This window comes from Roseovarius sp., from assembly GCF_040223625.1.
In the GTDB taxonomy this organism is placed as follows: Bacteria; Pseudomonadota; Alphaproteobacteria; order Rhodobacterales; family Rhodobacteraceae; genus Roseovarius.
Genome location: NZ_JAVKFX010000068.1, coordinates 1 through 18402, shown reverse-complemented (window position 1 = coordinate 18402; position 18402 = coordinate 1). Strand labels below are relative to the sequence as shown.

17 protein-coding genes and 1 pseudogene are annotated in these 18402 nt (G+C 67.5%); 8 read left to right on the top strand and 10 right to left on the bottom strand.

Going from position 1 to position 18402, the window contains the following annotated elements:
• Positions 1 to 43 precede the first annotated feature (43 nt).
• Together RLN94_RS19165 and RLN94_RS19160 are read left to right on the top strand one after the other, a co-directional pair.
• Complete coding sequence (locus tag RLN94_RS19165) at positions 44 to 2257, top strand: TRAP transporter permease (protein WP_350126671.1); 2214 nt, start codon at positions 44 to 46, stop codon at positions 2255 to 2257.
• Positions 2258 to 2261: 4 nt separating this feature from the next.
• On the top strand, positions 2262 to 3500 hold the full coding sequence (locus RLN94_RS19160) for an NAD(P)/FAD-dependent oxidoreductase (protein WP_350126674.1): 1239 nt from the start codon (positions 2262 to 2264) through the stop codon (positions 3498 to 3500).
• A gap of 141 nt (positions 3501 to 3641) precedes the next feature.
• On the opposite strand, the pseudogene RLN94_RS19155 reads toward RLN94_RS19160, so the two are convergent.
• The 6 genes and pseudogenes from RLN94_RS19155 to RLN94_RS19130 form a co-directional block, all read right to left on the bottom strand.
• A pseudogene (locus RLN94_RS19155) lies at positions 3642 to 3995 on the bottom strand (ABC transporter permease family protein); the annotation flags it as partial.
• Entirely contained in the window at positions 3992 to 4660 is a 669-nt protein-coding gene (locus tag RLN94_RS19150; RefSeq protein WP_350126677.1) for a DUF6064 family protein, read from the bottom strand. The pseudogene RLN94_RS19155 and the gene RLN94_RS19150, both read right to left, overlap by 4 nt.
• Complete coding sequence (locus RLN94_RS19145) at positions 4660 to 5562, bottom strand: aldo/keto reductase (protein WP_350126680.1); 903 nt, start codon at positions 5560 to 5562, stop codon at positions 4660 to 4662. Before RLN94_RS19145 ends, RLN94_RS19150 begins: the two co-directional genes overlap by 1 nt.
• A gap of 91 nt (positions 5563 to 5653) precedes the next feature.
• Positions 5654 to 6316 carry a rhomboid family intramembrane serine protease gene (locus RLN94_RS19140; protein WP_350126683.1) on the bottom strand — a complete coding sequence of 221 codons (663 nt, stop codon included), beginning with the start codon at positions 6314 to 6316 and terminating at the stop codon, positions 5654 to 5656.
• Between the two features lie 64 nt (positions 6317 to 6380).
• Positions 6381 to 6809: a c-type cytochrome gene (locus tag RLN94_RS19135; protein WP_350126686.1), complete on the bottom strand. Its 429-nt coding sequence runs from the start codon at positions 6807 to 6809 to the stop codon at positions 6381 to 6383.
• A 67-nt stretch (positions 6810 to 6876) separates the two neighbouring features.
• The gene (locus RLN94_RS19130; RefSeq protein ID WP_350126689.1) at positions 6877 to 7524 is read right to left on the bottom strand and encodes a TetR/AcrR family transcriptional regulator; all 648 of its coding nucleotides are present in this window, start codon (positions 7522 to 7524) and stop codon (positions 6877 to 6879) included.
• 60 nt (positions 7525 to 7584) lie between these two features.
• On the opposite strand from RLN94_RS19130, the gene RLN94_RS19125 reads away from it, so the two are divergent.
• The 4 genes from RLN94_RS19125 to RLN94_RS19110 are packed head-to-tail and all read left to right on the top strand — an operon-like array spanning position 7585 to position 11478.
• Positions 7585 to 8901: a flavin-containing monooxygenase gene (locus RLN94_RS19125; RefSeq protein ID WP_350126692.1), complete on the top strand. Its 1317-nt coding sequence runs from the start codon at positions 7585 to 7587 to the stop codon at positions 8899 to 8901.
• Entirely contained in the window at positions 8898 to 9794 is an 897-nt protein-coding gene (locus RLN94_RS19120) for a bile acid:sodium symporter family protein (protein ID WP_350126695.1), read from the top strand. The genes RLN94_RS19125 and RLN94_RS19120 overlap by 4 nt, the downstream gene beginning before the upstream one ends.
• Complete coding sequence (locus RLN94_RS19115) at positions 9791 to 10720, top strand: SDR family oxidoreductase (protein ID WP_350126698.1); 930 nt, start codon at positions 9791 to 9793, stop codon at positions 10718 to 10720. Before RLN94_RS19120 ends, RLN94_RS19115 begins: the two co-directional genes overlap by 4 nt.
• A complete protein-coding gene (locus RLN94_RS19110; protein WP_350126701.1) occupies positions 10717 to 11478 on the top strand; it encodes an SDR family NAD(P)-dependent oxidoreductase in 762 nt (253 codons plus the stop codon). The genes RLN94_RS19115 and RLN94_RS19110 overlap by 4 nt, the downstream gene beginning before the upstream one ends.
• Before the next feature lie 372 nt (positions 11479 to 11850).
• Here RLN94_RS19110 and RLN94_RS19105 read toward each other — a convergent pair whose 3' ends face one another.
• The 3 genes from RLN94_RS19105 to RLN94_RS19095 form a co-directional block, all read right to left on the bottom strand.
• On the bottom strand, positions 11851 to 12354 hold the full coding sequence (locus RLN94_RS19105; protein ID WP_350126704.1) for a hypothetical protein: 504 nt from the start codon (positions 12352 to 12354) through the stop codon (positions 11851 to 11853).
• Between the two features lie 17 nt (positions 12355 to 12371).
• On the bottom strand, positions 12372 to 14081 hold the full coding sequence (locus RLN94_RS19100; RefSeq protein WP_350169454.1) for a YadA-like family protein: 1710 nt from the start codon (positions 14079 to 14081) through the stop codon (positions 12372 to 12374).
• 104 nt (positions 14082 to 14185) lie between these two features.
• A complete protein-coding gene (locus RLN94_RS19095; protein WP_350126710.1) occupies positions 14186 to 15091 on the bottom strand; it encodes a LysR substrate-binding domain-containing protein in 906 nt (301 codons plus the stop codon).
• Positions 15092 to 15200: 109 nt separating this feature from the next.
• Between RLN94_RS19095 and RLN94_RS19090 the strand changes: the two genes are divergently transcribed.
• The gene (locus tag RLN94_RS19090; protein ID WP_350126713.1) at positions 15201 to 16139 is read left to right on the top strand and encodes a dimethylarginine dimethylaminohydrolase family protein; all 939 of its coding nucleotides are present in this window, start codon (positions 15201 to 15203) and stop codon (positions 16137 to 16139) included.
• Between the two features lie 47 nt (positions 16140 to 16186).
• The gene (locus tag RLN94_RS19085; protein WP_350126716.1) at positions 16187 to 17785 is read left to right on the top strand and encodes an ABC transporter substrate-binding protein; all 1599 of its coding nucleotides are present in this window, start codon (positions 16187 to 16189) and stop codon (positions 17783 to 17785) included.
• Between the two features lie 396 nt (positions 17786 to 18181).
• On the opposite strand, the gene RLN94_RS19080 is transcribed toward RLN94_RS19085, so the two are convergent.
• On the bottom strand, positions 18182 to 18402 hold a 221-nt coding region (locus RLN94_RS19080; RefSeq protein ID WP_502949483.1), incomplete at its 5' end, for a response regulator.

Here is an 18402-nt window from a genome sequence, read left to right as displayed (position 1 = left end):
CGCCCGGTCCATCTATTCCCAGTCGAACGCGAAAGGGCAGGCCATGCCGAAGAGTGGCGCGCAGGACACGCAGGACCGGTCCGCCGAGGACCTGGCCGAGATCGAGCAGAAGTTCGACGAGGGCGCGGCCACCCGCACCGTTTCGCCGGCCTTCGGGTATTTCCTGCGTTACGTGGCGCTTGCCTTCGCGACCTATCACTACCTGACCGCCGGTTTCGCGCTGCCGCCGGATTTCTGGCACATGGGCTGGCACCTGTCGGGCCTCTTCATCCTGACCTACGCGCTATTTCCGATCGTGAAGACGAAAACGGCCTTCGACCTGAACACCGGGGCGCTGCGGCTGGGCGGGGTGCCGTATCTGGATATCCTGCTGATGATCCTCGGCACGGCCTCGGCGCTGTATCTGGGCTTCGCCTGGCGGGGGATCCCGTCGCTGGGCATTGAGGAGCAGACGTTCCGGATGGGCAACCCCAACACCTATGACATGGTGTTCGGCTGCATCCTGATCCTGCTGGTGCTGGATATCGCGCGGCGCACGCTGGGCTGGATCCTGCCGCTCATCATCTGCGTGTTCATTTCCTACGCGCTTTTCGGGCCGGTCTTTCCCGGGCTGCTTCAACATCCGGGCGTCAATTTCAGGACCTTCGTCAGCTCGATGTATTTCCCGCAGGAAGGCATCTTCGGCGTCACGCTCTGGGTGGTGTCGACCATCGTCTTTCATTTCGTGCTCTTCGGGGTGATCGCCCAGCGAACCGGGCTGGGCCAGCTTTTCATCGACAGCGCCACGATCCTGGCGGGGCGGTATACGGGCGGGCCGGCCAAGGTTTCGGTGGTGTCCTCGGCCTTCTTCGGCACGATCTCGGGCTCTTCGGTTGCCAACACCGTCTCCACCGGCGCCCTGACCATCCCCAACATGAAGCGGTTGGGCTACCCGGGCCATTTCGCCGGCGGGGTCGAGGCCGCGGCCTCGGCCGGTGGGCAGATCACGCCGCCGATCATGGGGGCCGCGGCCTTCATCATGGCCGAGTTCCTCGAGGTGCCCTACACCACGATCGTCATCGCGGCGATCTTTCCCGCCTTGCTGCATTATGTGGGCGTCTTTGCCGTCGTTCACCTGATGGCGCGCCGCCTTGGCCTGCGGGGGCTGGCCAAGGACAAGCTGCCGCAGTTCAAGGCGGTCTGGAGCCAGGGCTGGGCCAATGTCGTGCCGCTGGTCGGGCTGCTGCTGGTGCTGTTTGCCGGCTACACGCCCTACATGTCGGCCTTCTGCGGCATTTCGCTGGCCATCGTGGCGGGCATGTCGCGGATCAGGCAGCCGCTGACGCTGGTCTATTCGGCGGGGTTCATCGCCTTCGTTCTGTGGAAATACCTGAATGGCGGGTTCGAGATGGGCATGTCGGCCATGCTGATCGCCGGCGCGGCGCTGGCCACGCTGAACCCGCAGCCGCGCACCAGCCTGCGGGAGATGGCCGACACGTTCGAGACCGGCGTGAAATACGCGCTTGCCGTCGGGGCGGCCGCCGCCGCCGTGGGGATCGTGATCGGCGTCATCAACACCACCGGCGTCGGGTTCCGCATCGGGTTCATGGTGACGCAGGCGGCGACGAACCTCGGCACCGATCTTCACGGCCTCTTCAGCCTCGGCACGTGGGAGCTGTTCACGGTCGAAGAGCTGACATTGTTCATCAGCCTCGTCTTCATCGCGCTGGCCTGCATCCTCATGGGGGCAGGGGTGCCGACGACGGCGCTTTACATCATGCTGGTGTCGGTCTCGCAGCCCGCGCTGGCACAGCTGGGCATCCCGCCGATCGCCAGCCACATGTTCGTGCTGTATTACGGCGTGGTCGCGGAGATCACGCCGCCGGTCTGTACATCGGCCTATGCCGCCGCGGCGATTGCCGGCTCGAACCCGTTCCGCACCGGGATATCGGCCTTCACGCTGGGGCTGGGCAAGGTGGTGGCCCCCATGGCGTTCGTCTATGCGCCGGTGCTGCTTTTCGTGTCGACGGCCGGCTTCGACTTCTGGCAATTCACCTATACCGCCGCCAGTTGCATCTTCGGGGTGATCTGCCTGTCGGCGGCCGTGGTGGGCTACTGGCTGGCGCCGATCGGGGTGGTGTTCCGGTGCATGCTGGCGCTGGCCGGTCTGGTCTTCATCGCGCCCTCGCTCGAGGCGGATCTCGTGGCGCTGATCATCGCCGCGCCCGCGCTGGTCAGCCAGGTGATCCGTCGCGGCCGTTCGGCCCAGGCGGCCTGATCCGATGCAGCCCGACGTGACAATCCTCGGCGCCGGCATCGTCGGCATCTTCACCGGGCTCGCGCTGGCCGAACGGGGGGTAAGCGTGCGCCTGATCGACCGGGGCGAGCCGGGGCAGGCCACCTCCTTCGGCAATGCCGGGGTGATCTCGCCATGGTCGGTCATTCCGCAATCCACGCCCGGCCTGTGGAAGAAGGTTCCGGGCTGGCTGCTCGATCCGCTGGGACCGGTGACCGTCAGGCCCGGCTACCTGCCGCGGGTGGCCGGTTGGGGGCTTCGGTTCCTGTCGCAGGGCCGCGAGGACCGGGTGCGCGAGGTGTCGGCGGCGATGTCGCTGTTGAATGCCGATTGCGTGACGCTCTATCGCCATTTCCTTAAAGGAACGGGCCACGAAGACCTGTTCCGGGACAGCTATTACGTTCATGCCTTTCGCGATGGCAGCGCCGCCCGGCTGGATACGCTCGACAACACCCTGCGGCGGGAGGCCGGCGCGGAGCTGGAGCGGATCGAGCGGTCGGAGTTGCAGCGGCTGGAGCCGGCACTCTCGCCCGATTTCGAAGCCGCGATCGTGATCAAGGGGCAGGCGCGGGCGCTGTCGCCCGGCCGTGTCGGCAAGGTCCTGTGCGATAAGCTGCGCGGCATGGGCGGCGAGGTCGTCACGGCGGAGGTCCGGAGCCTGCGCCCGCTCGAGACGGGCGGATGGTCGTGCGTCACCGACGGGGGAGAGTTCACCTCGCCCCGGCTGGTGCTGGCGATGGGCGCGTGGTCGGCCGAGTTGCTGCGCCCGCTGGGGATACGCATCCCGCTGCAGGCCGAGCGCGGCTACCACGTGTCGTTCACCGATCCGGGCATCTCTCTCAACAACTCGGTCATGGATGTCGACAGGAAATACGTGGCCTCCAGCATGGAAGACGGGCTGCGGGTGGCCGGCACGGCCGAATTCTCGGGCCTCGATGCCCCGGTGAACAGGAAGCGCCTCGACGGGCTGGTCACCCTGGCGCAAAGCCTGTCGCCGGACCTTGACGCCAGGGATTACACGACCTGGTCGGGCCAGCGCCCCAGCCTGCCCGACAGCCTGCCCTGCATCGGCGAGCCGGAGGGCTTTCCCGGGCTGATCACGGCGTTCGGCCATGGGCATTGCGGGCTGATGATGGCGCCCAAGACCGGCCGGATCGTCGCGGATATCGCGACGGGAAAGCCCGTCAACCACGACCTTGGCGCGTTCAGCCCGGACCGGTTCTAGAAGGCTCGGCTCACCCCGGTATCGCCGCCGTCGTCGCACGCCCGATGAACTGTTCCATGAAGCCCGGCGCCGGCCGCCTGTGGATGTCGGGGGGCTGCCGACTTGCTCGATCAGCCCGGTCGACATGATGACCACCCGGTCGGCCAGCGCGCCGAACTCGCCTATGGCGCGGGCGTTGCAGAGCGGCACGCCGTAAAGCAGCGCCCACCGCACGTTGGGCAGGGTGACCGTCCGGAGCATGTGCCAGCCCGAGGCGTCGAGGGTGAGCGCGGCCACTTCTTCCGCTCGGCCCTGTTCGGTCACGGCCGGGATCAGCTCGCGCGCGACGAAGGGAAAGGTGATGAAGAGGGTGGCCAGCACGATACCGGGCAGGGCGAAGACGACTTTCAGATCGTTTGCCACCAGCCAGCCGCCCAGCACGCCATGCGAGCCGTAGAGCAGGACCAGCGCCAGCCCCGCCACCACGGGCGAGACCGAGAAAGGCAGGTCGCTCAGCTTAGGCGGCGCGCGGTGGCAATCAGTGCAACGAGCCCGGCCACCAGCGCGAGGCCGGGCGCGAGGGCTGCAGGGCCATTGAGGACGTAAAGGGTCAGCGCGCTCTGGGCCAGCCAGAGGTTGGGCACCACGCTGGCCGCCATCCGGTGCCAGGGTCCGGTGGTCAGCAAGGCAGCGCCGAGGCTGACCACGGCTGTGGGGTCGGGCGCGATGCCGGCGATTTCCGCGTCGGCGAGCGTGCGGCCTTGCAGCAGGGCGAGGAGGGGATAGGCAAGGGTTCCCGTGAGGATCAGGGCGTACCCGGCGTTGTTTGCCGGTCGCGGGGCCGCGCCCCGCGGTGGGCCGATGAAGGCCATGGTGGCGAAGGCGATGGCCTGGAGGAAGAAGACGGGGCCGGCATGGCTCATCACCCAGTTGACGGGGGCGTAGCGTTGCATGATGAAGTTCGATCCGATCGAGAACCAGGACAGGGCCAGCAAGGCGAAAAGCAGGCGGAGACCGCCCGCGGGGCGGCGGGTGTAGAGGGTGAGGGCGGCCAGCAAGGCCAGCGGGGCGAGCAGTGGCATCGGCCAGAGGGCGGCGTTCTCGAGGGTGAAGAGGCGCCAGTAGACCCGCTCGGAAAACAGCAGGAAATCAGACAGTTCGTAGGTCAGCCACTCGCGCATCAGAGGGTTTCGAAATGGGAGACGATCCGGCGGCGCATGGCGTCGTCGGGCATGGGTCCGCGGGCGGCGGCCTTGTTTTCGCGCAGGTGGGCGACCCGGGTGGTGGCGGGGATGGCGACGGTGAGGGCGGGGTGGGAGAGGATGAACTTCAGAAGCAGTTGCGGCCAGCTTTCGGTTTCGAGCTCGGCGGCCACGTCGGGGAGGGGTTTTCCCTTTAGATTCAAAGGCAAGGCGCCACGGCGGAAGGGGCGGTTGGCGATGACGGCGATGCCTTTCTCGCGGGCGAGGGGGAGGAGGCGGTTCTCGGCTTTGCGGTCGGCGAGGTTGTAGGTGAGCTGCACGGTGTCGACAGGGTAGTCGCGCATCAGCCGTTCGAGGAGGTCGTGGCGGCGACCGTGGGAAGTGGTCAGGCCGACATGGCCAAGCTGGCCGCCCTCCTTCAGGCCGAAGAGCGTGTCGAGATGCGCTTCCCATTCGACGAGGTTGTGGACCTGGAGCAGGTCGAAACTGTCGATGCCCCAGGCCGCGCGGCTTTGCGCGATCTGGTCGGGGCCCCTGTCGGCGTCGTCGGTCCAGACCTTGTCCGTCGCGAATATGGCATTGGGATCATTGAGTTTTTCAAGGCCGTAGCCGATCGTTTCCTGCGAGGATCCGTACATCGGGGAGGAGTCGATCATGCCGCCGCCTTCCTCGGCGAAGGCGGCGATGACCTCGGCGCAGGCGTCGAGAAGGACGGGGTCGTTGCCGACGTTGAAGGTGATCCAGCTGCCGAGGCCGACCGCCGGAATCGGGGTGCCGGTGGAGGGGATTTCGCGCAGAAGGGCGTCGTCGGCGCGGGCCGGAAAGGGCAGGGGGAGGGCGGCCGTGGCGGCGGTGATCATCGTCCGTCTGGTGAGTTTCATGGGGCCTCGCAGGGGTCTGGCCGGTGCTGGAAAACGGGGGAAATCCAACGTCGGTATAACGTCGGTATTTTGTCGGTATTACGTCGGTGCGTCATCGGTCGCGCAGCAGGACCAGCCCGGCCAGCCCGCCGGCGAGCCAGCCGCCCAGGTGTGCCTCCCACGCGAGGCCACCGGAGAGCATGACGAAGAACGCGACGTTGGCGGCGGCCAGCCCGAGGATGGCGGTGAAGACCGGCTTCAGGCTCAGGCCGTGGCGGCGCCGCAGGCGGTATTCGTCGGCCTGCCAGAGCCCGACGAGGCCGAAGACCGCGCCGGAGGCGCCGATCATCGGCGCGTCGGTGAAGGCCAGCAGGCCGAATAGCAGCGCGCCGCCCACGGCCGAGAGGAACAGCACCGCCAGTGTCCGGGCGGGGCCGACACGCGCGGTGACGAACTTGCCGAGCGACAGCAGGATGACCGAGTTGAGCGCGAGGTGCATCAGCCCGCCATGCAGGAAGGCGTGGGTGAGGAACATCGCCACCGTCTGGCCGGGCCAGGCGGGCGGGATGGTGCCCGCGAAGACCGGCTGCCAGAAGGCGCCGAGCGCGTAGGCCTGCCAGCGCAGGCCGGTGGCGCCGATATAGCCGGAATCGGACAGGCTGAGCACCAGTTCGATCGCGGCCATGATGCCGACGAGGGTCCAGAGGAAGCCGGGGGCGCCGATCTGGCTGGCCTCTGGCGGGGGCGGGCGGTTGTCGTGCGAAACGTGGTTCATGCAGGGGACATAGGCACTGAGGCCGGCGGGGCAATGCCGGCCGGCCAATCGCCGCAGCCGGATGTCACGGAACGTAGGAGGTGGGCGGGGGCGACTGGAGGCTTTCGAGGTAGGTCACCACGGCGACGAGCCGGGCGGGCACCTGTCGCGTGGTGCCGTTGCCGGTGTCGAAATCGACGAGCGGCCCGCCGGTCAGCGCGGGGATGACGGGCATGTCGTCGCGCGGGTTGGTGCGCTTGGTGTAGCCGTCGACGATCGCCATGACCTCGAGCCTGGGCCAGACCCCGTTGCGCCGCGCGGCGATGCGGGTGAGATCGGCCGGCGATGTCTTGAGCCCGGCGGCGAGGGGGCCGTTTCCCTTGGCGGCGGGGCCGTGGCAGGAGGCGCAATTCTCGGCGAAGAGGGTGCGGCCGGTGTCGCGGGAGACCGAAGGCGAGTCCTGCGGGGTGCATGCGGCGGCGGCGAGGAGGGCGGCGATCATGGCGTGTTTCATGGGGGCCTGCTTGGATCAGGTGATTTGCGGGTGGTCTTAGAGCATGCGTCGCGCGCGGTCCATCCCGTCAGGCGGCAAGGCCCGCCGCACAGTATCGGATCAGGTGGTCGATCTGGTCGGCCTGGGGTGCCGGGGACTGGCCGAGGGCGGCGATCCGGCCCTGCGAGGTGAGCAGCGCCAGCATGGCGGAGACGGAGAAGACGAAGCCCTCGGCCGCCTGCCGGCGGCTGGCGGAGGGGGTGAGGGCGAGGAGTTCGGCGAGGAAGATCTCGGCGGTGGGGTCGAAGCATTCGGCGGCGATGGCGCGCCAGCGGTCGTCGGCCGAGACGAAGGCCACGATGCGGGCGTAGTGGCGCCAGCGCGGGTCGTCCGCGGACAGCTCGAAGAACGGGCGCATGAAGGCCGAGAGGAGCCCCTCCAGCGTGAGGGGGCCATCCGCACGCTGGCGGTCCAGCGCGTCGAGCCGGGCCTGCGAGAGGGCGGCCGCGCGGCGGGCGACGGTGCGGTGAAAGAGCGCCTCCTTCCCGCCGCCGTGGTGGTGGATGGTGCCCACGGGCTCGCCCGCTTGCGCGGCGATGTCGCGGATGGTGGCGCCGTCGAATCCCCGGTCGGCGAAGACGGCTTCGGCGGCGTCGAGCACACGGGTGCGCGTGGCCAGCGCCCGCTTGGAGGGCGCTCTTTGTCGTGTCGTGCCAAGAGTTTGGGTCGAGCTCATGAAAACATCTTGCCTTAAGTTGAACAGATGTTCAAGTTAAGGGTGGCAAGGGAGGATTCCATGAGTGATGCGCGCGACAGGTTTGCCCTGATCGGGGCGGGGCCGATGGGGCTGGCCGCGGCCAAGCTGTTGGCCGAGCACGGGATCGGGTTCCAGGGGTTCGAGCTGAACGATGATGTGGGCGGGCTTTGGGATATCGAGGGCCCGCGCTCGACCATGTACGAGACGGCGCATTTGATTTCCTCGAAGCGGATGACCGAGTTCACTGATTTCCCGATGCGCGACGAGGTGGCGGAGTATCCGTCGCATCGCGAGATGAAGCGGTATTTTCGGGAGTTCGCGGAGCGGTTCGACCTTTACCGGCATTACCGGTTCGGCGCGGAGGTGCTGTCCTGCGAGCCGCTGGGGGCGTCGGGCGAGGGCTGGCGCGTGACGTGGCGGGATGGCGAGGGCGAGCATGTGGAGGAATTTGGCGGTGTGCTGATCGCCAATGGCACGCTCAGCACGCCGAACATGCCGCGCTTCGAGGGGGAATTCACCGGCGAGCTGATCCATTCGTCGGACTATCGGTATCCGGGGCAGTTCGCGGGCAAGCGGGTGCTGATCATCGGGGCGGGGAATTCGGGATGTGACATTGCCGTGGATGCGATCCATCACGGGGTATCGTGCGACGTGTCGATGCGGCGGGGCTATCATTTCGTGCCCAAGTACATTTTCGGCAAGCCGGCGGATACGCTCGGGGGCGCGATCAAGCTGCCCATGGCGCTGAAGCGGATCGTGGACGGGACGATCCTGAAATGGTTCGTGGGGGACCCGCAGAAATATGGCTTCCCGAAGCCGGATTATCGGCTGTACGAGAGCCACCCGGTGGTGAACTCGCTGATCCTCTACCACGCCGGGCATGGGGATGTGCGGATCAGGGGGGATGTGGCGCGGTTCGAGGGGAAGACCGTGCATTTCAAGGACGGGACCAGCGCCGAGTATGACATGGTTCTGGCGGCGACGGGGTACAAGCTGGATTATCCGTTCATCGATGACGGGCTGCTGAACTGGACGGGGGATGCGCCGCATCTCTACCTCAACTGCATGCATCCGGAGCGGGACGACCTGTTCGTGCTGGGCATGGTCGAGGCGTCAGGGCTGGGCTGGCAGGGGCGGCACGAGCAGGCCGAGATGGTGGTGCGGTATATCGAGGGGCTGAGGGCCGGCTCGCCGGAGGCGGAGGCGTTGCAGAAGGCCAAGGCCGGGGGCTTCGAGCGGGCGACGGGGGGGATGCAGTATATCGACCTGCCGCGGATGGCCTATTACGTGGACAAGGCGACCTATCGCAAGGCGGTGGGGCGGTGGATCAGGCGGCTGGGCGGGGCCGGGGCATGATCGACGAGGCGGTTCTCGATTTCTCGGCGGGGTCGCTGACCTTGCTGAACGCGATACTGGCGGTGGTGATGTTCTCGATCGCCATCGACCTGAAGCCGGGGGATTTCCGGGCGCTGGCAAGGGCGCCGAAGCCGCTGGCGGTGGGGTTGGTCTCGCAATTCGTGGTGTTGCCGGTGCTGACGTTTCTGCTGGTGCTGGTGGTGCAGCCGCAGGCGTCGGTGGCGCTGGGGCTGATGCTGGTGGCGGCGTGTCCGGGGGGGAACATTTCGAACTTCATCACCCATCGGGCCGGGGGGAACGCGGCGCTGTCGGTGTCGATGACGGGGGTGGCGACGGTGGGGGCGATACTGCTAACGCCTTTGAACATCGCCTTCTGGGGGAGTTTGTACGGGCCGTCGGCGGAGATCCTGCGGGCGACGGAGATCGACCCGGTCCTGATCGCGGTGACGGTGGGGCTGATGCTGGTGCTGCCCTTGGTGCTGGGGGTGACGCTGAACGCGCGGCGGCCGGGGGTGACGGCGCGGTTGCGGCGGCCGTTGCAATGGCTGTCGATGGCGATTTTCGTGGGGTTCGTGGCGGTGGCGCTTGCGGCGAACTGGGCGCAGTTCCTGGCCTATGCGGGCGGGATTGCCGGACTGGTGGTGCTGCATAACGCGCTGGCATTGTCGGGCGGGTACGGGACGGCGTGGCTGGCGGGGCTCTCGGCGTTCGACCGGCGGGCGGTGACGATCGAGACGGGGATCCAGAATTCGGGGCTGGGGCTGGTGCTGATCTTCGGGTTCTTCGGGGGCTTGGGCGGCATGGCCGTGGTGGCGGCGTTCTGGGGGATCTGGCACGCGATTTCGGGGATCGCGCTGGCCGCTGTCATGGCGCGGACGGAGGCGGCGCGATGAGCCGGGTGCTGATCACCGGGGCGGCCGGGATGGTGGGGCGGGCGCTGGTCGGGGCGTTGCCCGCCGGCGACGTGGTGGCGACGGATCTGGGGCGGGGGAAATTGCCCGAGGCGGTGGCGTTCCGGCGGATGGATGTGACGGGGGAGGACCCGGAGGCCGTCATTGGCGAGGTGCGGCCGGAGGTGGTGGTGCATCTGGCCTCGGTGGTGACGCCGCCGCCGGGGATGACGCGGGAGCAGGCCTTCGCGGTGGACGTGACGGGGACGCGGAACGTGCTGGCGGCCTGTGTGAAGCATGGGGTAAGGCGGCTGGTGGTGACGAGTTCGGGGGCGGCTTACGGGTATCTCGCCGACAGCCCGGTGCCGCTGACGGAAGATGCGCCGTGCCGGGGGAACGTGGAGTTCGCCTATGCCGATCACAAGCGGCAGGTGGAGGAGATGCTGGCGGAGGCGCGGGAGGCGCATCCGGGGTTGGAGCAGGTGGTGCTGCGGGTGGGGACGGTGCTGGGCGCGGGCGTCGAGAACCAGATAACGGCGCTGTTTCATCGCAAGCGGCTGCTGGCCATTCGCGGTTGTGACAGCCCGTTCGTGTTCATCTGGACGAAGGATTTGGCAAGGATATTGCAGCGCGCGGCGACGGATGGGCCGGCGGGGATCTACAACGTGGCGGGCGACGGGTGGCTGTCGGTGGACGCGCTGGCCGAAAGGCTGGGCAAGCCGGTGCTGCGGCTGCCCGCCGCGGCGCTGAAGGCGGCGCTGGCGGTGGGGCGGCCGCTGGGGCTGACGCAATACGGGCCGGAGCAGGTGCGGTTCCTGCAATACCGCCCCGTTTTGGCCAATGACCGGCTGAAGGAGGTGTTCGGCTACGTGCCCGAGCTGAGCTCGGCCAAGGTGTTCGAGCTGTGGCGACGGGAGGCGGGGTTGTGAGGACGGCGGTGATTTCGGGCGGCAATGGCGGGCTGGGCCGGGCGCTGGCGGCGCGGCTGGAGGCGGAGGGCTGGCATTGCGTGCTGATGGACCGGGATATCTCGGGGCTGGAGGCGACGGAGACGCGGACGCCGGTCGAGGTGGACCTGACCGATGCGGCGGCGCTGGCGCGGGTGGCGGCGGAGGTGATCGCGGCGCGGCCCTCGATCGACATGGTGATCTACAATGCGGGCGTGTCGCAGATCGGGCCCTTCGCGGAGAGTGACGAGGCCAGTCACCGGAGGGTGTTCGAGATCAACTATTTCGCGGCAGTGGCGATGGCGCGGGCGTTCCTGGGGCCGGTGCGGGAGAGCGGGGGGGTGCATTTGGCGATCTCCTCGGTCGCGGGGTTCGCGCCGTTGAAGAATCGCACCGCCTATGCGGCGTCGAAACACGCGATGGAGGGATTCTTCGGCTCGCTGAGGTCTGAGGAGGCGGAGCATGGCGTGCGCTGCCTGATCGCGGCGCCGAGCTTCGTGGCGACGAATATCGGCAATGCGGCGCGCGGGGCGGACAGGATCGTGCGGCCGGGCTCTGCGGCGGACGGGGTGGATTACATGACGCCGGAGGACGCGGCGGAGGTGATCCTGCGCGGCGTGGCGCGGGGGTGGGCGTTCATCCCGGTGGGGCGCGTTGCGCGGCTGTCGTGGTGGGTGAGGCGGGCGGCGCCGGGGGTGTATGAGCGGATGATGCGGCGGCGGATCAGCGGGGAGGGGTAGGGTTTGGTGGTTGGGCCGACCTGGGCCAGGCCCCGGGTCAGGCCCGGGGCGGGGAACGTGCGTGTGGCTGGGGTGAGCGTCGAATGGTGAATTCTGAGGCACCGGCAGCGTGTTCTCGCAGGTGGCCCGCCTGTCGAATTGCCCGTCCCGGCCTTGAGCCGGGACCTTGCGGAGTAAGAGGCCCCGGGTCGGGCCCGGGGCGGGGATTGCGCTTTGTTATGCGTTGGTTCCGCCGGGTGAGCGCCTGCCCTTCGGGGCGGCGTCGTCCATTGGGCTCGAACCAATGGCGCCTCAATGAACGACCGCTCGCCCGGCGCCGCGCTTAGGCGCGGCTTTGTTCCGGGCGTGTGGCAGGCTCACCTTTAGGGCGTTTTAGTTGTTGCTCTCTTCCGCCTCCGCCGCTGGCTCTTCGGCCTGCGGCTCGGGTGCCTCGATCGGCTCGAAGGCGCCGACCGAAGCGTCGAGCATCCGCCAGCGGCCGCCTTCCTGAAGGAAGACGAGGTCGAAGCTGAAATGCTGCGGCAGGGTGGGGAAGTAGCCCGTCAGGCGCATCTGGTCGTTGCCGGCGGCGATCTGGGCCTGCAGGATCTTCGGCTCCACCACGAGGACGGGCAGCATGTCGAGCCCGGTATTGCGCAGCTCGGCAAAGCGGGCGGCCAGTTGGGTGGCATTGTTTGCGGCGCCGAAATCGCGGGCGGCGTAGTCGCGCAGCACGGTGTAATTGCCGGTGCGGTTGCCGTGATGCACCGCCGTCAGCACGTCGCGGACGAGGGCGGTGGCGAAGCTGCGCTCGACCTGTTCCTGTGCAAGGCTTGGGGTGGCCAGCAGCAGGAGTGCGAAAAGCGCCGCGGATACTCTCCGCGGCGCCTTGATCATTCTTTTCGTCGCAAGTCTTACCAAGAGTATGTCACACCAATCCGGCCGCCCGTCTGGCTGTTATTGAAACCGTGGCTGACGCCTGCGTCAAGCTGGACATTGGGGCTGACCCGGAAGCCCATGTTGACGGCCACCGCGCTCGAGCCCTCGAACATGCCGACGCTGGTCGAGAGCGCAAAGCTGCGATCGGTGGGCACGTAGGGGGTGCTCAGCGCCATGGCCATGGCGATGCCTTCCTCGTTGTTCGAGATGCGGCGGCTGTTGTTGGCGATGCCGGCGCTGTTCGAACGCACCTGTCGGGTGAGCGCCGCGGAGGGCAGGGCCGAGCGGTCGACGGCGAGGTTGCCGTCGGCGTCCGAGGTCACGTAGCCGACGGGCGTGCCCTGGGCGGCGGTACTTTCGGCCGAGGCGACACCGGGCATGGTGTAGGTGTTCTGGGCGTTGCCCATGGTGAACTGGTTCGCCCGGGTGGCCGTGGCGCCGTTGCCGATGGCGACCGAGTTGGTGGCGCTGGCGGTGGCGAGGTTGCCGAAGGAGAGCGACACGTCGCCCGAGGCGGTGGCGCCTTCGCCCACGGCCGTGGAACGGACGCCGGACGCGGTGGCGAGGTGGCCGAAGGCCTGTGCCCGCTCGGCCGAGGCGGTGGCCTGCCAGCCGACCGCCGTGGCGCCGGGGCCCATGGCGGTGGTCTCGCCGCCAAGCGCGGTGGTGGAGGGGCCGTTCGCCATGGAGGTGTCGCCGAGGGCGATGGAATCGATGCCGTTGGCGATGGCCTCGTTGCCGATGGCGGTGGCGTTGTCGGTTTGGGCGTCGGCGTTTTCGCCTACCGCCAGCGAGCGGACGCCCTGGGCTGTTGCCAGGTGGCCGAAGGCTTGCGCGCGTTCTGCCGTGGCTTGCGACTGCCAGCCGATGGCAGTGGCGCCGGGGCCGGTGGCGACGGTTTCGCCGCCGACGGCGGTGGTCGAGGGGCCGGTGGCGGCGGCGGTGTCGCCGAGGGCGATTGAGTCGATGCCGTTGGCGATGGATTCGTTGCCGATGGCGGTGGCGTTGTCGGTCTGGGCGTCGGCGTTTTCGCCGACGGCGAGGGAGCGGACGCCTTGGGCTGTTGCCAGGTGGCCGAAGGCTTGGGCGCGTTCGGCGGTGGCTTGGGATTGCCAGCCGATGGCGGTAGCGCCGGGACCGGTGGCGACGGTTTCCCCGCCGACGGCGGTCGTCGAGGGGCCGGTGGCGGCGGCGGTGTCGCCGAGCGCGATTGAGTCGATGCCGTTGGCGATGGATTCGTTGCCGATGGCGGTGGCGTTGTCGGTCTGGGCGTCGGCGTTTTCGCCGACGGCGAGCGAGCGTTCGCCTTGCGCGGTGGCGAAGTGGCCGATGGCCTGCGCGCGCTCTGCCGTGGCCTGTGCCTGCCAGCCGATGGCGGAGGCGCCGGGGCCTGTGGCGACGGTTTCACCGCCGACGGCGGTGGTCGAGGGGCCGGTGGCGGCGGCTTCGGAGCCGATGGCGATGCCGTCGGTGGCGGTTGCGTCGGTGGTCGACTGGTCGCCGACCGCGACCGAGAAGTCGCCGTCTGCGGTGCTGTTCACGCCGCATTCCACGCTGTTCGTGCCTGCGCCCGTGTTGCACGGGGCCGTGCCGTCGGCGTAAGCCGCGCCTGCCGCAAGCATGACGAATGCGCTGGCCGAGCCGTTCAGAAGCCGGAGCAGCGATGTTCTACCCTGTTGTGCCATTATAACCTTTTCCCGCGATAAACCTGTTTCAACGAAACGCAGTCACGCAGGCGCGGCGTAAAAAGTTTCAAACTTGTTTACGTTTTTGTGAGAGCCGGTGTGTCTCAGGCCTGGCCGGGGCCGGCGGTGTCGGTTTCCCGGACGAGGAATTCCTTCAGCGCCGAGGCGGGGCTGTTCGGGGGCTGGTTGACGCGGGTGACGATGTAATAGGCGTCGTAATCCAACTCTCGGGGGCCGAAGGCCTGGACCAGCCGTCCGGCGCGGAGCGCGTCGCCGCCGAGGAACCAGTCGGTCATGGCGAAGCCCGCGCCGTTGCGGGCGAAGGCCACGGCGTCGTGATGGGAGCCCGCGTGGATCTCGCGTTCCGGGCGGAACTGTTCTAGGCCGCGGCTGGCGAACCATTGGGACCAGATATCGCCGTCATCCTCGTGGATGAGGGTGGCGCGTTTCAGGATGTCGGGGTGCATCGGCAGGGCACCGCGCAGGAGGTCGGGGGCGCAGACCGGGAAGATCGCGGTGCGCATGAAGGGGGTGACGGTGCAGCCGGGGAAGCTGTGGGCGGCGTAGACCACCGCCATGTCGACATCCGCCGGCAGCGAGGTCATCGTGCGTTCGGCATAGGTGAGTTTCAGCGACAGGCCGGGGAAGCGGGCGAGGAATTCCGCCAGCTTGGGGTTCAGCCATTCGACCATGAGGGAGACCGGCACCGCGAGGGAAAGCTGGCCGGAGAAGGCATCGGTCGAGAGCGAGAGGGCGGTCGAGGATATGCCGGCGAAGCCCTGCTCGATGGCGCGGAGGAGCCGTTCGCCCGCCGGGTTGAGCTCGATCCGGCGGCCGCGACGGTCGAAGAGGGCGACGCCGAGCGAGGTTTCCAGCGCGCGGACCTGGTGGCTGACCGCGCTTTGGGTGACGTTGAGTTCGGCGGCCGCGCGGCCCATGTGCTGATGCCGGGCGGCGACCTGGAATGTCTGCAGGGCGTTGAGGGACACCCAGTTGTCGCCGATCTTCATGGCCCTCTCCGATCAACAAGTTCAGGTCATCAGCTTAAGCAAAATTACTCTCTTTTGCCAAGATTGACTCATTTCTATCCTTGCGGGGAACAACCAATGGAGACACGCCATGCCCAAGGACAAGACACACGCTTCGCTGCCGCTTCAGGCGCGCCAGCCCGGGGGCGGCACGCAGCCGCTGGAAAACTGGGGGATCGACTCGGAATACGGGGTGCTGCAGGACGTGCTTCTGGGCCCGGTCGAGACCTTCGGGCACATGGACAACACCGCCTTCAGCTCGATCTACCGCGAGACCGCGCGGACGGGGCGGGCGTGGGACCACCAGGCCGCCGTGCGGCAGTATCGCGAGATGTGCGATGCCTACGAGGATGCGGGCGTGACCATTCACACGATGCCGCAGGACGAGCACCTGAAATACGGGGTCTATGCGCGGGATTCGAGCTTCATGACGCCGTGGGGCGCGGTGATTACCCAGATGGCCAACCCGCGCCGCCGGGGCGAGTATTCCGCCGCGCTGCGCTTCTACCTCGAGGCGGGCATCCCGATTTACGACATGGTGAGCGCCGGGAATTTCGAGGGCGGCGATTTCCATATCGTCGAGCCGGGCGCGGTGCTGATCGGCTATACCGGCATGCGCTGTGAAGAGGTGTCGGCGAAGCAGATCGGCGGCTGGGTCGAGAAAGAGGGGTGGGAGGTGCATTACGCCTATATCGACCCCTATTACGTGCATATCGACCTGATGGTCTGTGTCATCGCGCCGAAATGCGCCGCCGTTTGTCTCGAGACGACGCCGGAGCACGTGGTGGACTGGCTGAGATCGAAGGGGTTCGAACTGATCCCGGTGGGGTTCAAGGATACGATGGCGCTTGGCTGCAACGTGATGTCGCTGGGCAATGACCGGGTGCTTTCGCCGGCGGCGAGCACGGATCTGAACGCCAAGCTGCGCGCGAACGGGTTCAAGGTCTACGACCCGGAGATGGACATGTTCACCATGATGGGCGGCGGCATTCACTGCATGGCGCAATCGCTTCGGCGGGCGCCGGGCTGAGACTTCGACGACAAGAAAAACAAACAATATCCAACAGGGAGCAAGCAATGAAAGAAAAGCACATCAACCGACTGAGAACCCAATTCATGGCCGGCGACATGAACCGGCGGCAGTTCATGCGCGCGCTTCTGGCGACCGGCATGACGGCGGCCACGGCGACGGGCATGGCCGACATGGCGCAGGCGGCGGCCCCGCAGAAGGGCGGCACGTTCAAGCTGGGCAAGGGGCATGGTCAGACGACCGACACGATGAACCCGGGCACGGCCGAGAACGGCTACATGGTCAACCTGTTGCAGACCTTCCACGGCTACCTGACCGAGGTGGCCCGCGACGGCAGCCTGACGCCCGGCGTGGCGGAAAGCTGGGAGCCGGCGGATGGCGGCAAGACCTGGGTGTTCGACCTGCGCAAGGGCATGACCTTCCACAACGGCAAGGACGTGACGCCCGAGGACGTCATCGCCTCGGTCAACCATCACCGGGGAGAGGAGTCGACCTCGGCCGCCAAGCCGCTGCTGGCGGCGCTGACGGATGTGCGGGCCGATGGCGACAGCCGGGTGGTGTTCGAGCTGAACGCGGGGAATGCCGACTTCCCCTTCGTGATGAGCGATTACCACATCCCGATCGGCATGTCGGAGGATGGCGCCGTCGACTGGAAGACCGGGATCGGCTGCGGGGCCTACCGCCTCGACAATTTCGAGCCCGGCGTGCGGTCGGACCTGTCGCGCTACGAGGATCACTGGGACCTGAACAACCGGGCGTTCTTCGATTCCGCCGAGATCATCGCGGTGACGGATACCAATGCGCGGACCTCGGGCTTCATCACCGGGGATTTCGACGCGATCGACCGGATGGACCTGAAGACGGTGGATCGGATCAAGCAGAACCCGGGCGTGAACGTGCATTCGGTGCCGGGCACGCAGCATTTCACCTTCGAGATGATGTGCGATGTCGACCCCTATACGGACGTGAACCTGCGGCTGGCGCTGAAATGGGCGATCAACCGGCAGGAGTTGGTGGACAAGATCCTGTTCGGCTATGGCGTGGTGGGCAACGACCACCCGATCGGGCAGGGGCAGCGGTTCCATAATTCCGAGATGGAGCAGCGGGAATACGACCCCGACAAGGCGCGCCATTACCTGAAGAAGGCCGGCATGGAGAATGTCAGCGTGGAGCTGATGGCGGCCGATGCAGCCTTTGCCGGTGCGGTGGATGCGGCGACGCTCTACCAGAACTCGGCCAAGGCAGCGGGGCTCGACATCACGCCGGTGCGGGTGCCCAATGACGGGTACTGGACGGATGTGTGGAACGTGAAGCCCTTCGTCGCCGTCTACTGGAGCGGGCGGCCGGTGGAGGACCTGATGTTCTCGACCGCCTACCAGAGCGGGGTGCCGTGGAACGGGACGAAATGGGCGAACGAGCGGTTCGACGAGCTGCTGATCGCGGCGCGGGCGGAGCTCGATACCGAGAAGCGCAAGGCGATGTATTACGAGATGCAGGAGATCCTGAGCAACGATGGCGGGCTGATCGCGCCGATGTTCGCCTCGTATGTGTTCGGGACGCGCGACAGGGTCGGGCTGCCCGAGACGTTTGCGTCGAACTGGGACATGGATGGCGAGCGCTGCGTGGAGCGGTGGTGGTTCTCGTGACCGGCTGAGCGATTGGTTCCGGAAGAGTGGAGGCCGTTCCCCTGGGGGGAGCGGCCTTTGCTGTCGGTGATGTTGGGAGGTAATGGTCGTTCAGGGCGATGCGGTTCTAATATCCCGACGGTGAGAAGCCGCGCATCGGCGGGCCGTGGCGCGGCGATCCGACGGGAGTGACGGGCAGTTTATGCCTGCCGAGTTCATCCTTCATGAGCGCGTGGCACTGCGATATCGAAATCGCCGTGCCGTCGGGACGGCCCACCTCTCGGCGATTGCCGCGCAATCGCCTGCCGGCCAGCGACCGATGCGCGGCGGGCTTCGCCCTGGATTCCGCGCGGGATCCAGCCTGTTCATGGCTTGCAACCATACCGACTGTAGCCCGCTCCATGGAGAGCGGCCTTCCTAGCGGGCGTTTTCCAGCGTGGTGCGCAGGTGCTTGGCGCTGACCGGTTTCTGGCAGGTCTCGGCGCCGGGGTAGCGGGTGCGGACGTCTTCCTCGAAGATGTGGCCGGAGTGGAAGACGATGGGTACGCCGAGGTCGACGAGCTTGTCGGCCAGGGGGAACACCTCGCCATCCTTCAGGCGCACGTCGAGGAGGGCCACGTCGGGGAGGCCCTTGTCTA